Source organism: Eubacterium sp. OM08-24 (genome assembly GCF_003438075.1).
Taxonomy (GTDB): Bacteria; Bacillota; Clostridia; order Oscillospirales; family Acutalibacteraceae; genus Ruminococcoides.
Genome location: NZ_QSTA01000006.1, coordinates 1 through 15,045, shown reverse-complemented (window position 1 = coordinate 15,045; position 15,045 = coordinate 1). Strand labels below are relative to the sequence as shown.

Here is a 15,045-nt window from a genome sequence, read left to right as displayed (position 1 = left end):
AGGCTTTTATGAAAAAAGATAAGCTAAAGAGCGTAGTGTTGAAATTTTCAATTGTATTTTTTATTGTGATTGCATTACTTACATATTTTTCAAAAACAATCAATAATATGCTTCTTCCAAAGGTCAAAGTGGTTTCGGTTCAAACAGGTGTAATTGACGATACCGCAGGTTCAAATGATATGAAAACACATTATCTTTTGCCTGTTTCGTCGGTGGATGGGGCAGGCAATACGGGAATAGTATTTGTTATAAATAAAACCGAAAACGGTGATGCAACAGTTGAAGAGGTTTCGGTGGATATATGTAACAGTGACGAGCTGTATTGCGAGGTGACATCGGACTCACTTTTTGGCGACAGTCAAGTTGTATATAAAACAACCAAGAGTATAGAAAACGGTTCAAGTGTTTATATTGAGGAGGAAACAGTGTGAGCAAAAGAAAAATTGTTTCGTTTCTGTTACTGCTGTTGCTGACTGTGAGCGTTTTTATTGCGAATATTATAATTATTGAAAATGCAAAAGGGCAATTGCCTGATGTTACTCAATTAACTTATGATAAAAATTCCGAAACTGCTCCAAAAACGGTTTCTGAACTTGAAAAGCTGTTTGAACGGATTACTGACAAAGGCATAGCTTTTTGTTCCGAGGGTAAAGAAACAAAAGTTAAGGAAGAAATCGTAACTACGGTACTTGTGAATGAAAACTGGTTTTCGGATTATAAGACCGAAATTAACGGCGAAAATATTTCGTCCAAAAACATAGATAACAGAGATAAGGTTGCAATAATCGGAAGTTCTCTTGCTCTCAAACTGTTTTTTACAACAGATGCAGTCGGTAAAAAGATTTGCATTGACGGAAATCAATATACAATTTGCGGTGTGATATGCGAAAACGAAAGTTTAATAAATAAGTTTTCTGCTGATGACAAACAGAGAGTGTATGTTCCATATACAACATCCGAAAATTATGGTGACAGAACGGTTGATATGATTGTTTACGATAACTCGGTATATACGGGAGCAATTGTTGAGCAAATGGATTTGCCGCAGTATTATTCGGTTAATCTGAATGATAAAAACCAAACACTCTCGTCATTTGAACATATTTTATACCTTGCAATATTTATCGGATTTAGCATTATTGCATTGAAGTTGTGGTATAGGTTCAGCAGAAAATTTTTTGAGGAGATAAAAGAAAATCTCAAATTAAACTACTTTCTGAAATCGCTAAAAAATATTCCGCTAAAATATGTTGCACTTGTGCTTGCTTTTGCAGGAATACCTGCCGTGCTTTTGATTGTGTTTAATATTTGTGATTTCAGCATTTTTATCCCCTCAAAATATATACCGAATGATAACATTTTCGACATTTCAAATTACCTGAATGTGCTTGTTGATAATGCACAAACACTAAACTCACAAAGCCTAACAGGAAATCAAATGCTTGTAAATCTGTTCCCTAGAACATTTACAGCGTCACTGTGGCTGACAATAATATTTTTGATTAGCTGGAATTTTGTTATATGTTACTTTTTGTTAGACTATAGAATTAAAACTAAAAAATAAAGTGAATTTAAAATTATAGTATTGGAGAATATAAGTATGATTAACCGAATAAATAAGATAAAAAGTAAAAATCCTAAACTAAGGAAAATTTTTAATATTATTTTCAGTTTATTTAATGAAGTATTGATATTGAGTTACATAGCTATGATTGTATTAGCCTTACTTATGATTACTGTGCCGACAGCAATTGTATTTTGGCAAAGCCCTTAGGATGTTAGAGTTTGGATTGCATCAATAGTAGGTGGAATTCTTTCCGTAGTTGTTGTCCCAATATTTATTAATTATATAACTGATAAACGAAAAACAGAGGATGAGCTAAGAAAAACGCTTTTTGAGGAAAATAAAGCTTTATATGCAAAGCTTAGCAATATATTAGTTGAATTATTAGTAAATGAAAGTTCTATTCATAAAGAGAATACAAACAGTAACATTAAAGCTGAAAAATCCTTAAATGTTGTAAGTCCTTTAAAAGATTTTTTGAAAGACAATTATTCTGAACTTGCAAATACAATTTCGATAAGTTTAATTTGGGATATTGTTGAAGTTTGTCAGGAATGTTCAAATTCTGTAACTGCTTATGATAATATACGAGTGAAAACTGAGAAGTGCTTCCGTAATATAAGAAAAGAAATAGGGGTCAAAGGCAAGTTTTATGTTAATAACTATATAATTAATGAATTTTGTGATAGCAAGAAGGATAAAGACATTTAATAGCGTGTGATAGAATACCGACAAGTAATAGCTTTCTATACTTGTCGGTATTTTTATGCCCTTTTTACATGAAAATGGAAGGGCATGATGAAATATAGAAACAGAGGTCCTCCAAACAACCTGAATTACTAAAAGATTCAGATTGATTGGAGGAAAAATTAATGGACAAACGTCCTAAGAGAAGAAAAGACAAGTATAATCCTTATACTTTATGCTCAGAAAAAGGAAAATACTATGTTTATTTTGTTGATGTTAATAACCGCATTCAAATGGTTGAAGTTTCAAAGAGCGTATTTGAAACTTTCAATATATTTGAACTTGAGGATATTTCTCAGATGAATGAATACGACAGACATTTGGAACATTCCGAAGTAGATGAAAACACCTTGTACCAAAAGAGTGTTTCAAGCGAACAACCGTTAGAAGAATACTTTGATAAAGCTCAGGATGCGGAGAATCTGCATATGGCAATAAGCAAATTGCCCGATGTGCAAAAACGCAGATTGAAAAAGTACTATTTTGAAGAAAAAACTTTTGATAAAATAGCACTTGAAGAAGGCTGTACTTATCAATGTGTGCAAAGATCGGTGTATCGTGCAGTGGCAAAAATAAAAAGTATTTTAGAAAATTTATAAAATAGGGGTGTGTTTTGGCACTTAAGTGAGGAAACAGGTGAAAGGGATAAATAATCCTTTCGCCTGTTCTCTTTTTTCAGAGAACAGGCGTTGCTCTTTGAAAAACAAATATCAGCACATCAGATACTTTCCTTCTGTTGTTCGGTACGGACAAGCCATATGAGCGAACACCTTTACAGGTCTTCAGGACTCAGACTTTGAAAGGCAAATTCAATGACGGCGATGACAGGCAGAGGGGATAATGATACTTCCGTCAAGTCAAAAGTCGAGCGTGATAGAACCGTCGTAACCAAAGAGGGCGGCCGTGGGAGATCCTCACGGTGGTGAAATCCCAATGAGGCTATAAATGCAATAGCCGTTTGATGTGGTCCTTGTCGCAGGGTATAGAGGATAAATAGCGGCAACAGGATAGCGTGAAAATTAGAGCTGTCCAAAACGATTGATATTATCCCGACAGCAGAAGATTTTTTGTTTTCTTCTGTCGGGGTATTTAGAAGAAAATTACTGAAAGAAGGTGTTAAAATGTTAGGATTTATGATTGGTCTTTTTGTCGGTGCTTTTATCGGCGTTTGCGTTATGTGCCTGTGCAATGCAGCGGCAAAAGCTGATGAGCAGATGAAAGATCATATAAATGACAAAAGCAAAAAATAAGGAACAGGTGATAATTTGAACGAAAACTATATAAATAAAAATAACATTGATTCAGAACACAGAATAGAATCTGTTATAAATGACTGTAAGGTCACAATCTACTTTTCTAAAAACAGAAATAACCATGTTGAAAGGAATATTCTCGAAAATCTTTTGGATACATTTGAGAACAGAATGAAAACTCAGATTGGATGCTGAATTTATTTCAATTTATTTTTTGGATTTCGCTGGATATTATAAAAATTATGTAGTATTGTTGGTTTGCAAAAATCGTATGAATGGGTGATAAAATGAAAAGAGTATATTGCTTGTACAGAGTATCAACCAAAGGTCAGGTTGATAAAGATGATATTCCAATGCAGAAAACCTCATGCAGAGAATTTGCTGAACGTAACGGTTGGACCATTCTGAAAGAGTTTCAGGAGAAAGGCGTGTCGGGATTCAAGGTTTCGGCAAGCGACCGAGATGCTATTCAGGATTTGAAAACCGCCGCAGAAAAGAAAGAATTCGATGTACTTCTTGTCTTTATGTTTGACAGAATAGGCAGAATTGATGACGAAACTCCGTTCGTCGTCGAATGGTTTATAAAGCACGGCATAGAGGTATGGAGCGTCAATGAGGGCGAACAGCGTATGGATAATCATGTGGACAAGCTTATGAATTACATACGATTTTGGCAAGCCAACGGTGAAAGCCAGAAAACGTCAGCTCGTGTTAAAACTCGCCTTAACCAGATGACGCTGGACGGCAAATTTACCGGAGGTGTTGCTCCATTCGGTTACAAACTTATAAAAAGCGGTGAAATCAACAAAAAGGGAAAAGAGCTTATGGACATAGTCATTGACGATGATGAAGCTCCGATAGTCAAGAAGATATTCGAGATGACAGTTAAAGAGGGTTACGGCTCATATCGCATGGCTGACTATCTGAACAGTCACGGAATCAAAACCCATAATAACAGCAAGTTTCAATGTAATACGGTTAATCGTATTCTAAAGAACAGGCTGTACTGCGGTTATCTTGTGTCAGGCGGTGTTGAATCACCGTATATTGAAAGACTGCATATCATAGATGAAAATATCTTCGACCAAGCTCAATTTATACTGAAACAACGCTCATCAAAGAATGAGGAAAAGCAACAGATAGCAAGGACTACCAAAGGCAGTACATTGCTGTCGGGAAATATATACTGTGCCCACTGCGGTCAGAAGATGGTATCAACAAGCTATATTGACAGATACGACAGGGCAGACGGAAGTCAGTACAGAGTTCGCAGACAGAGGTATATATGTACCAATAAAGCAATGAAAAGAGGTGCATGTGACGGGCAGTCGGCTTATGTAGCGCACAGAATTGACGGTGCTGTGCTTGCAACATTAAGAGATTATCTCGCCAAAATCAAATCAACACCAAAAGATATAGCACTGGAAAAACGCTACAAATCCGAAATATCGGAGTATAGGAGAAAACAGACAAAGCTTGAAAAAGAAATTGAAAAGCTTAAAAGACAGGTGGTTGAATTGTCCGCCGAAATAGGACGCTCTTTACTCGGCGAAAGCCGCTTCACTCCAGACATACTGTCAGCTTCTATTGACAATACAAACGATTTACTCCATAAAAAAGAAACTGAATTAAACAATATAAAGTACAAGCTTGCCAATCAGCAAAATGCGATGGGCAGGCTTGATTTTTATTATTCACAATTCAGAACTTGGGCAGACGAATTTGACAACTCAACAATGGAGCAGAAGAAAATGATAGCCTGTCAGCTTATCAAAGAGGTTAAAGTCGCACGAGGTTATGAATTAGAGATTATATTCGACCTTAATTATGAACAATTCTTATCTCTATAAAGCCTAATAGATTGAATTTGTAAACTCAGTCTGCTATAATATTTTTAGCTTAGAAGTGGGTGAATATATATGAGCGAAGAAAATAAGATACAAATTTTTGAAGATAAAAAGATTCGTACTGCGTGGAATGAGTCGGAAGAAGAATGGTATTTTTCCATAGTTGATGTAATTTCAGTTCTGACTGCCAGTAACGAACCTCGTCGTTACTGGAGCGATCTTAAGCGAAAGCTTAAGGCTGAAGGAGCAAACCAGTTGTACGAAAATATCGTACAACTGAAAATGCAATCTCCTAAGGATGGTAAAAATTACAGGACGGATGTTGCAAATACAGAACAGCTTTTAAGAATAATACAGTCAATCCCGTCGCCAAAAGCAGAACCTTTTAAAATGTGGCTTGCAGAAGTTGGTCGAGAGAGAATTGATGAAACCATAGACCCTGAACTTACCATAGAGAGAGCCCTTGAAACATATCTGAAAAAAGGATATAGCAGAGAGTGGATAAATCAACGACTTCAGGCTATACAGGTAAGAAAAGAGCTTAATGATGAATGGGATTCTCGTGGTGTAAAGCAGGGTGTAGAATATGCAATTCTGACTGATGAAATCACAAAAGCGTGGTCAGGAATGACAACCCGCCAGTATAAAAATCTCAAAGGATTGAAAAAGGAAAACCTGAGAGATAATATGAGTACGCTTGAGTTGGTACTAAATATGTTGGCAGAAGCTACTACAACTGAGATTTCCAAAGAAAAGAATCCTCAGTCTTTTTCTGAAAACAGAAGTGTTGCAAAAGAGGGCGGAGAAGTCGCCGGAAATGCAAGAAGAGATATTGAAGAAAGAACAGGCAGACCTGTAATTTCTCCCCAAAATGTAGTTGATTTCTCAAATCTCATTTCTGATGTTATAGAAAATGATTTCGATAAAAATAAATAAAATATTTATTGCCTTGTAAGTTTAACGCTTGCAAGGCTTTTTTATATCCCGATTTCAAGTTTGTTCCTCGGATGTTTGGCAGAAAGGATGTTTTTCTGTTTGTTAATGCTCGTATGTGTGTAAATCTGCGTTGTGGTAATGGAGCTGTGACCCAGCATTTGTTGAATATAGCGTATGTCAACATCTTCTTCAAGCAGTAGAGTTGCAAAAGAGTGACGAAACATATGCGGAGTAATGTGCAGCGGCACTTCTGCACCGATTGCATAGTTGGTAATCATATTACGAACAGATTGTTCAGATAGACGGTTGCCGAGTCTATTTATAAAGAAAAATTTGTTGTTTGCTATTTCAAATTTAAATGATTGATTATACTTTTTGAGCAACTCCTGAACATTTTGATTGCAGATTTGAATCAGGCGTTCTTTTGAGCCCTTTCCGTAAATTTTGATTATGTAATCATTAAAATCAATTTGTTCAGTCGTGAGTGTGCATAATTCTGAAATCCTCATTCCGGTGGCAAACAGTAACTCAAGTATGAGTGCATTCCGCAGAGCAACTTTTTTAGCATACTCAGTTTTCGCTTTGGTAAGTTGTAGATAAGCAAACCTAATAATTTGCTCAATATTATTTATGGGAATAGTTTTTGGGAGAATAAAGGGTTCTTTATACTTGATTTGTATCTTATGAAAAGGGTTAATATCAATAAGTTCCTCAATTTCAAGATAGTGAAAAAATGCTTTTAGCGAAGCGATTTTACGCTTAACACTCTTAGGTTTGTACTTACAGTGCAGTAAATTTATATATTGCTCAATGGATTTTTTGTTTGTCCATTCAATAGCAGATTCCATAGTGAATTCAAAATACTGCCTTAAATCAATAGTGTATGATTTTATCGTTTTCTGATCAAGATTTTTTCTTGAAAGGCAAAAGTTTAGATAATCAGTTGTTAGATTATTTGCTTGTACATTTTTTATTTCCATCGCATATAGCTCCTTATATTTAATAAAATTATTATGCAATAGAAAATAAAGAAAGTCTATTCAAATATCTATATTTATTTTGCCTAAAAATTTTATTTATTGAGCAATAAACAAAATTGTATTATACAAAATGCATAAAAATACCGTGTGAAATTTTGTAACTGATTTGCGTAAAAGTTATTTAAATATTTGTCAAATTATGTTATAATTGACACCATAAAGTGTAATTATAAATGTTTTTATATTACATACCCGAAATATAGATTTAGTTAAGGCTTAATACTTTTTTCTTAGAATGAGATTAAGCACTACATAGACATACACCAGTTGAATGTAAGCTGTGTAGCGTATTTTGTTAACAGAAATGTATTATTGACCTTACCTGAAAATAATGAATAAAGGATAACTAAGAATTATCTTTCCTTGATGGTTTAAATTAATTTGGAGGAAAAATGAAAAAAGTATTTTTACACACATATTCAGAGCAGAATTTAGGGGATGATATGTTTGTTAAATACATATGTGATAGATACCAACATGTTGAATTTTATATTGTTTGCAAAGCCCCTTTTAAAAGAGCCTTTCTAAATATTTCTAATTTAATTATTTTTTCAACTGATGATTTTTTAAAAGATACTAATTTTGATCTACAAATATTTATTGGTGGTTCAATATTTATGCAGTCAAATAACAAAGGGGTATATAAAAAATACCATATCGACTGTAAAAAAAGATTAGACAATATTCCAACATACATTATTGGTGCAAATTTTGGTCCATATAGTTCAAAATTATTTTTATTTTTATACAAATCATTTTTTAAAAAATCAGAACAAGTAGTATTTCGTGATGAATATTCTTATAGATTGTTTGACTTAAAAAACATGAATTGGGCACCTGATATTTTATTTAAATATCAATTACCAAATGTAATACACAAAAAAGAAGTTGCAATTTCATGTATTAAAAAAAATAATCGTTCTGGATTAAGAAACTTTGATGAAGGTTTATATTTTAAAAAAATGTCATACATTGCCGAAGAATATGCTAAAAGAAATTACAGTATTAATTTAACTTGCTTTAGTAAAGTTCAAGAAGATGATGTTGCTGCCAAAATCATTTATAATCTGTTATCGCCTGCAACTAAATCGGTAACAGAGATTTCCATTTATCAAGGTAATATAGATAGTTTTTTAAAAAATTTTTTATCTTCCTCTTATATTATTGCAACTAGATTTCATTCGGCAATTTTAGGCTGGAATGCGGGAATTCCATTCTTTCCTGTATGTTATAACGATAAATTCAATAATGCTTTAGATTCATATGACTTTAAAGGAAATATTATCAATATAGATAAATTAGATGAAGTGGATTTTTCTTTTATTGATTACAACAGGAAGTCGTTTTCTAATTCAAATATTAATTTTTTAAAAAGCAAAGCCAATAGTCACTTTTCAACAATTGACAAAATTCTAAAGGAGTAAACAAAATGTGTTCTGAGCTACTTTCAATTATTATCCCTGTGCATAATACTGCCCAATACTTAAAAAGAACTTTAAATATATTAGAATGTCAGGTTTTTAGAAATTTTGAAATCATTATTATTAACGATAATTCGAGTGATGATACAGAAAAAATTGTTTTATCTTTTCAAAAAGAATATAACAATATAAAATATTATAAAAACAAAACTACAAAGGGCCCAGGTTTATCACGAAATTTCGGATTGAAACATTCTAAAGGAAATTTTGTAACATTTCTTGATAGTGATGATTGGACAGATTTATGTACATATGACATAGCTATAGATATTATGCACAAAAACGCAAATTGCGATTTTGTTATATGGGGAATAAAAAAGGAGTATAACAATAAATATTCATCATATATTCGTACTGATTATAAAAACTATACTGTCATAAATCAAGAACTTGCTTTATCTTTGTTGTGTAATACGTATTCTTTGGATGTTACCATAAGTTCTTATTTAGGTAATAAAATGTTTCGCAAAAGTTTTTTAGACAATAATGTAATCCTTTTTAAAGAGTCTCTTTTTGAAGATGTGGCATTTAGTTTTCAAACAATTGCTTATTCTAAAGAAATTATATTAATACCTAATTCTTACACACATTATTATCAACGAACACATTCAATAGTTCATTCCTTTAATAAAAATCATATTTACGATATGTTTAGCATACTTTCTTTCATTAAGGATATTGTTGACACAAAAAATTTGCATCTAAAAAAAGATTATAATTCATTAGTTGAAAAGTGTAGCAAAACATTATTTACAATGATGTATGAGAACATCGAAGAGATAAAAGAACTAAATAAATTGCTTTGTGTATATTTTAAATGTCTTTTTAAACTTTGCAGTTTAGAAGAAATACTTGAATATTTAGATGTAGAAAGAGTAAAAAATATTCTATTGTATTTTTAATAGTTTTTGTTAGTAATATATTTTTCAAACGAAACATCAAAATATTTGATATATTCAACAGACAAATTTTTAATTGCGATACGACTTTTTGTTAAAATAGAATTTGTAAAATCTTGTCCAGAAGCTAATATTCTGTTAATGTTCTTCGAAAGCCATTGCAAAATGATTTTCGGAGCATTGGTATCTGTACCGTTTCCTATTTTGCCCAATGCCACTATGATACTTTTACCAGCATACAAACTTGGTTCGTTAACAATAGCTGAACATAAATTTGGATATGCCAAAGTTAGTCGTTTTTCACCAATTATATCTGATAAATGTTCTCTAATATGAAAATCTGATTCTCTTAAAGCATTGCATAATGCTTCGTCAATTTTTTCTATTTTTGTATTGATAAGAAAAGATTCCAATTTATATCTATTTAAATCTATGGTTGATGATTTAGTGCGTTTGAAATAATTTATTATCCATGGTATTAGTATATCGAGAAAATATTCTTGATTAGCTAGATATATAACAAGATCCGTTTTCCATTGACTCTTTAAATTTTCAGAAATATCTCTTTCTCTAATCAATTCATCTTTAATAAAACCTTGTATATACTCTTCACAAATAGAAGTTTCATTAACCGCCATCAAAGTTTCAGCAAATACCTTTATCATTATATCTATAAATTGATTATTTGAATCTATCTCTTCATATAATTCACTGTTACATTTTTCTAAAATTTTTTCTTTTTGTGAACAAATCACCTCATTTTTCGTTAACAGATCGCTTAAGGTGCTGAAGTCATTATTAAATTTTTCTCTTATATACGAAATAAAATCATTTGTATTTTCAGTTATTGAAGAGATTATACCTTTTTCAAATAAAAAGTCTTGCAAATCAAATATTGGGCCATTTTTATTAATAAAGTCCCTTATATTTGAGCGTATCATTGAACTATTATTTATATTATATTCAACATATGTGAGGTGTGAGAGGTCAGATGCAGAATCATGAATAGACTCATTCAGCTTTGACTTTTCATCTATTAGTATCAAAACATTTTGAATGTCTTTAAAACAATGCGCTATACCAAGCTCATAAACAACATTGGGTCTATAATCAGTCAATATTACAATTAAGTATCGTGATTTTAAAATTTCCGTTATTACTTTGTTCATAAAAGGTTGAGAACCTAATATTTCATCATCTCTAAAACAACTAATCCCTTTTTGCAAGAGTGTATCCTTAATAATTCCATACAATTTGTCATATTCTTCTGAAAATGGCATTAGGACAAAACAACGATCCTTATCAATAGGAATTTTGCTATTTCTAAATTGCTTGGGATAGATTGAACATAAGTCCATATTTTTCCTCCAAATTAATTTAAACCATCAAGGAAAGATAATTCTTAGTTATCTATTATCTAAAACAGAAAATACAAATAAACTTATTATAAAAGAAAGTGAGAATAAAATTATGAAGGTATATATATTAGAGCCAATTGCTACAATATGTGATAAGGAAAATACAAGCGAAGTTATGTTTTTTGTTGATATTATCAAATACCAGTTTGATCGTTTTGGAATTGAGTATTTTTGTGTTCAAAAAACAAATTATAAAAAATTCAGTTTACAGTTGGACGCTGATTCAATTGTGATAATTTTTAATGACTGTATAGGTACAAATAATGAATTTCTCAAAAAAGCAAAGTTAAAAAAATCAAAAATATTTCCTGTAGCTTTTTGTAAAGATGACAGGATTCCACCTACTATTGTTTCTGGTAAGCAAAGTTTTGATGTTTATGATCAATTAAGAAGGAGAAATTTGTCGAATAGTTACATAGAGGTCACAGCTAAAGTTTTTGCACGTAAGATTATTTCTGAATGTATGCCTACAATTTGTAATGACAATATAAATATTTTTCTAAGTCATAGACGAATGGATGGAGAAGAAATTACAGCTTCTATTTGTGATATTTTAAAAGCCATAGCACCAGAGAAGGAATATTTTCGAGATATAGTAAATGTTAATATTGGAGAGAATGCACAAGAAGTTATTGATACCGCATTGGCTTATAGTGATGTACTTGTTTTTTTCCATACCACTGAATCTGCAACTTCTAAATGGGTTCTAAAAGAAATATTGTACGCACTAATTAACAATATTCCGATTCTCTGGATAAAAATCGGTAACCCAGATATTGGGAATTTAAAGTATCAGCCTTCCGAAAAACCTAACCTTGAGTATTTAGAAGAAGATTTTAGTAACCGGGACAAGCTTAATGAAATAGCAGACCAGATTTTAGATAAATCATATGAATTGCTTTTAGATAGAAGTAATGATGTTTATGATGAAATGAACTGTATTACTGATTTGTTGAATGATAAGTTGGAATTAGTTAATGACACAAAAATGCTTTATACTTTATCATTACCAAGGAAAGGTTATAGCTATCCCCAAAGGACAATTAATCAGTTTGTACAATTTTTTGGAAGAATACCGAAACAATCTGATGCGGATGACTTAAAAAGCACCTTAGCACGTTACTCATCATCAGAGTTTGACTCAGCAGTAATGCTTTCAAAAAGAGTAATTACCCGTACTAAATATGACGATATCCTATCCGATAATTTCGATGATTTTTATTATACATATTTTAAATATCTAAAAGGTAATTCAGTAGATTTACCATACGATATTGTTATTTCGGGAGCTTTCCCTGACGGCGATGAAATTTTTAAGCAAAATTTAACTTACTCTTTAATTTGTTTTGCGAAAGAGATACTTAAAGAAGGCTTTAATTTGTGTTTTGGAGCACATCCGACGTTTCAGGAATTAATTTTTGATACTGCAAAAATTGTTACAGAAAATCATGTAGAAAAAGTCAAGATGTATATTTCTAATTATTTTGTATCGCATAATAATATTTCAAATTTTAAGAATAGATGTACTCCTATAGAGGTAGGCAAAGTTGATAATAATCAGACTTTAAGCCTTACAGAGTTAAGAAAAAAACTAATTGAAAGAGAAAATGTAAAAGCATTAATTTGTTTAGGTGGGAAAATAAAAGAAAATAAGAGTGAAGAAGGTATTAGAGAGGAAATCACCATAGCAAAAAGTAAGGGAATACCGGTATTTTTGATTGGTTCTGTTGGCGGCTGTTCATCGATAATTGCAGAAGATTATGCTAAAAATGATAATTGGAACGAATTAAATGATGCATCCAAAGAGCTAAATACCAGTCTTATGCAAGGTATCGATTATAAAAAATCTGCCAGATTAGTCATTGATTATATAAAACAAAATGTCAGCGAGGAATAAGTATGGGGAATAAAATTTTCGTTTCATATAAATATGGAGATAATAATGTAGAAAATATTATTGGTACGAAAGGCAAGGGAGGATTATGTACTGTTAGAGATTATGTTGATGAACTTGAAAAAACATTGAAAAATAAAACAGAACATATTTATAAAGGTGAATCTGATGGTGAGGATTTATCTCAGTTATCAGATGATACAATTTGGGAGAAGTTAAAAAATCGTATATACGACAGTACGCTTACAATTGTTATGTTATCGAAAGGAATGAGAGAAAAGTATAAAGCTGAAAAACATCAGTGGATTCCTCAGGAAATATCTTATTCACTTAAAGAAATTTCAAGGATTGATTCCAGTGGAAATTCAGTGACAAGTAAAACGAATGCATTAATTGCCGTAATTATTCCTGATATATATGGTAATTATGATTATTTTACATATCAAAAAGATTGTTGTAACCAAAAGTGTATTCATTATAATAACGACTCAGATAGGATTTTTACAATTATGAGTAAAAATATGTTTAATCAGAAAAGTCCTGATAAAGAGCAATGCGACAACAACAATTACATATATCATGGAGAATGCAATTATATGCTTTGTGTTAAATGGAATGATTTTGTTGATAACGTTGATAAATATATTGATAGGGCATATTCAATCCAAGATAACCAGGATGAGTATGATATAGCTAAAACAATATGATAAAAGTTATAATAATTAAAAAATGATAATAGTTGAGGTGTTGGTAAAATAAAGATTTTTCAGCAAGGAGAGTTTAGTGATTATTCAAATATTAGTTTAGGATTGTCTATTTTGTGAGATTTGTGATGGTGTTTATGATTATAAACTTGATGATGGATATTATAACTTAGGTTCATGGGTAGAAAAAGCTGAAAAATTACATAACCAATAATGGTGAAATTATGGATAATAATTAAAGCATTTAGAACTAATTCAAGGTGTTATTAATCAAATGGCGAGTAATTCTTTTAAAACTCAAAGGTTGGGCAGTAACATTAGCATCAGGTGTTTTTGCTTTGGCAAGTAAAGATGCTGACAAAATGTACTTTCTTATTACTTATATACCGGTTATTGTTTTTTGGTTTTTAGATTCATATTATTTATGGCAAGAACGGCTATATAGAACTTTATATAATGATGTTCGTACGAAAGATGGAAACGATATAGACTTTTCACTAAATGTATCAAATTATGCAAATAATCCAGTGAAAAATACTTTTTGTTCCAGTTTATTATCAAAAGCAGAAATATGATTTTACATACCGCTTGCGTTGATTTGCACTTGTGTTATTATAATCACTCATATTTAATGCATTGGGAGAATGAAGTAAGAAAATGTCTGGCGTAACAAAACATATTTATGAACATGAAATTAGAGATATCTTGCAAATGTGGAAAAAACAGATAAAATCTTTATTACCTTTATTGCCACAATATTACAAAGAAAGTGATATAATAGCATTACTAAAACATTATTATCCCCATGAATGAAATTCTGTTGAATATAAATATTCTTACTATCAGCAAAAGGATAAGTATTTAAAGAAACGCTTTGGGAAAATTCGCTATGGTATGAAGAAACCTGAGAGGTTGCTTCATAGTGTTAGTTTGTATAAAAAAGTTACCTCTTTTGAATACAAACAACATTATTCTGATTCTTTTTCGGAAGAAGATTTTTTAAAAGCAAAAGAAGCATTATGGAGTAAACGAAGACCAAAAATAGAACGAATAGATCAGAAAATAGAAAAATCTTTAGCAAAAACTCAACAAATTACTCCTGCATATTTAGATCAACTGATAGGATTTTATGAACGAAAAAATACAAGTCAAAAGGACAGGTTATATATCCTTTTAGAACTAAAAAAATACTATAGTCCGAAAATGACCCGACCCCCAAAAGTTAGACCTAAAAAATCTAACTTTGGAGGTCGGTATTTTTA

The 15,045-nt window shown here is 31.4% G+C and carries 15 protein-coding genes; 13 read left to right on the top strand and 2 right to left on the bottom strand.

Going from position 1 to position 15,045, the window contains the following annotated elements:
- Positions 1-8 precede the first annotated feature (8 nt).
- From DXC23_RS09095 to DXC23_RS09065, 7 genes are all read left to right on the top strand, one after another.
- Positions 9-431, top strand: coding sequence for a hypothetical protein (locus DXC23_RS09095; protein WP_021883112.1), 423 nt, complete (start codon positions 9-11; stop codon positions 429-431).
- Positions 428-1,564, top strand: a complete 1,137-nt coding sequence (locus DXC23_RS09090) for an ABC transporter permease (protein WP_117705800.1) — start codon at positions 428-430, stop codon at positions 1,562-1,564. The genes DXC23_RS09095 and DXC23_RS09090 overlap by 4 nt, the downstream gene beginning before the upstream one ends.
- An 872-nt stretch (positions 1,565-2,436) precedes the next feature.
- Entirely contained in the window at positions 2,437-2,910 is a 474-nt protein-coding gene (locus DXC23_RS09085) for a sigma factor-like helix-turn-helix DNA-binding protein (protein ID WP_117705799.1), read from the top strand.
- 522 nt (positions 2,911-3,432) lie between these two features.
- The gene (locus tag DXC23_RS09080) at positions 3,433-3,561 is read left to right on the top strand and encodes a DUF3789 domain-containing protein (protein ID WP_117705798.1); all 129 of its coding nucleotides are present in this window, start codon (positions 3,433-3,435) and stop codon (positions 3,559-3,561) included.
- 15 nt (positions 3,562-3,576) lie between these two features.
- Entirely contained in the window at positions 3,577-3,759 is a 183-nt protein-coding gene (locus DXC23_RS09075) for a hypothetical protein (protein WP_117705797.1), read from the top strand.
- A 92-nt stretch (positions 3,760-3,851) separates the two neighbouring features.
- Positions 3,852-5,414, top strand: a complete 1,563-nt coding sequence (locus DXC23_RS09070) for a recombinase family protein (protein ID WP_117705796.1) — start codon at positions 3,852-3,854, stop codon at positions 5,412-5,414.
- A 69-nt stretch (positions 5,415-5,483) separates the two neighbouring features.
- Complete coding sequence (locus tag DXC23_RS09065; protein WP_117705795.1) at positions 5,484-6,347, top strand: Bro-N domain-containing protein; 864 nt, start codon at positions 5,484-5,486, stop codon at positions 6,345-6,347.
- Positions 6,348-6,388: 41 nt separating this feature from the next.
- Here DXC23_RS09065 and DXC23_RS09060 read toward each other — a convergent pair whose 3' ends face one another.
- Complete coding sequence (locus tag DXC23_RS09060) at positions 6,389-7,327, bottom strand: tyrosine-type recombinase/integrase (RefSeq protein WP_117705794.1); 939 nt, start codon at positions 7,325-7,327, stop codon at positions 6,389-6,391.
- 452 nt (positions 7,328-7,779) lie between these two features.
- On the opposite strand from DXC23_RS09060, the gene DXC23_RS09055 reads away from it, so the two are divergent.
- Together DXC23_RS09055 and DXC23_RS09050 are read left to right on the top strand one after the other, a co-directional pair.
- Positions 7,780-8,811, top strand: coding sequence for a polysaccharide pyruvyl transferase family protein (locus DXC23_RS09055; protein WP_117705793.1), 1,032 nt, complete (start codon positions 7,780-7,782; stop codon positions 8,809-8,811).
- Between the two features lie 5 nt (positions 8,812-8,816).
- A complete protein-coding gene (locus DXC23_RS09050) occupies positions 8,817-9,770 on the top strand; it encodes a glycosyltransferase family 2 protein (protein WP_117705792.1) in 954 nt (317 codons plus the stop codon).
- On the opposite strand, the gene DXC23_RS09045 is transcribed toward DXC23_RS09050, so the two are convergent.
- Positions 9,767-11,125 (bottom strand): hypothetical protein, encoded by a 1,359-nt coding sequence (locus DXC23_RS09045; RefSeq protein WP_117705791.1) that lies wholly within the window; start codon positions 11,123-11,125, stop codon positions 9,767-9,769. The genes DXC23_RS09050 and DXC23_RS09045 overlap by 4 nt on opposite strands.
- Positions 11,126-11,237: 112 nt before the next feature.
- Here DXC23_RS09045 and DXC23_RS09040 point away from each other — a divergent pair, with 112 nt between their 5' ends.
- From DXC23_RS09040 to DXC23_RS09025, 4 genes are all read left to right on the top strand, one after another.
- Positions 11,238-13,082, top strand: a complete 1,845-nt coding sequence (locus DXC23_RS09040; RefSeq protein WP_117705790.1) for a TIR domain-containing protein — start codon at positions 11,238-11,240, stop codon at positions 13,080-13,082.
- Between the two features lie 2 nt (positions 13,083-13,084).
- Positions 13,085-13,786 carry a TIR domain-containing protein gene (locus tag DXC23_RS09035; protein ID WP_117705789.1) on the top strand — a complete coding sequence of 234 codons (702 nt, stop codon included), beginning with the start codon at positions 13,085-13,087 and terminating at the stop codon, positions 13,784-13,786.
- A gap of 335 nt (positions 13,787-14,121) precedes the next feature.
- A complete protein-coding gene (locus tag DXC23_RS09030) occupies positions 14,122-14,358 on the top strand; it encodes a hypothetical protein (RefSeq protein WP_199523065.1) in 237 nt (78 codons plus the stop codon).
- A gap of 319 nt (positions 14,359-14,677) precedes the next feature.
- Positions 14,678-15,045, top strand: a 368-nt coding sequence (locus DXC23_RS09025) for a hypothetical protein (RefSeq protein ID WP_199523064.1), incomplete at its 3' end; no start/stop codon positions are given.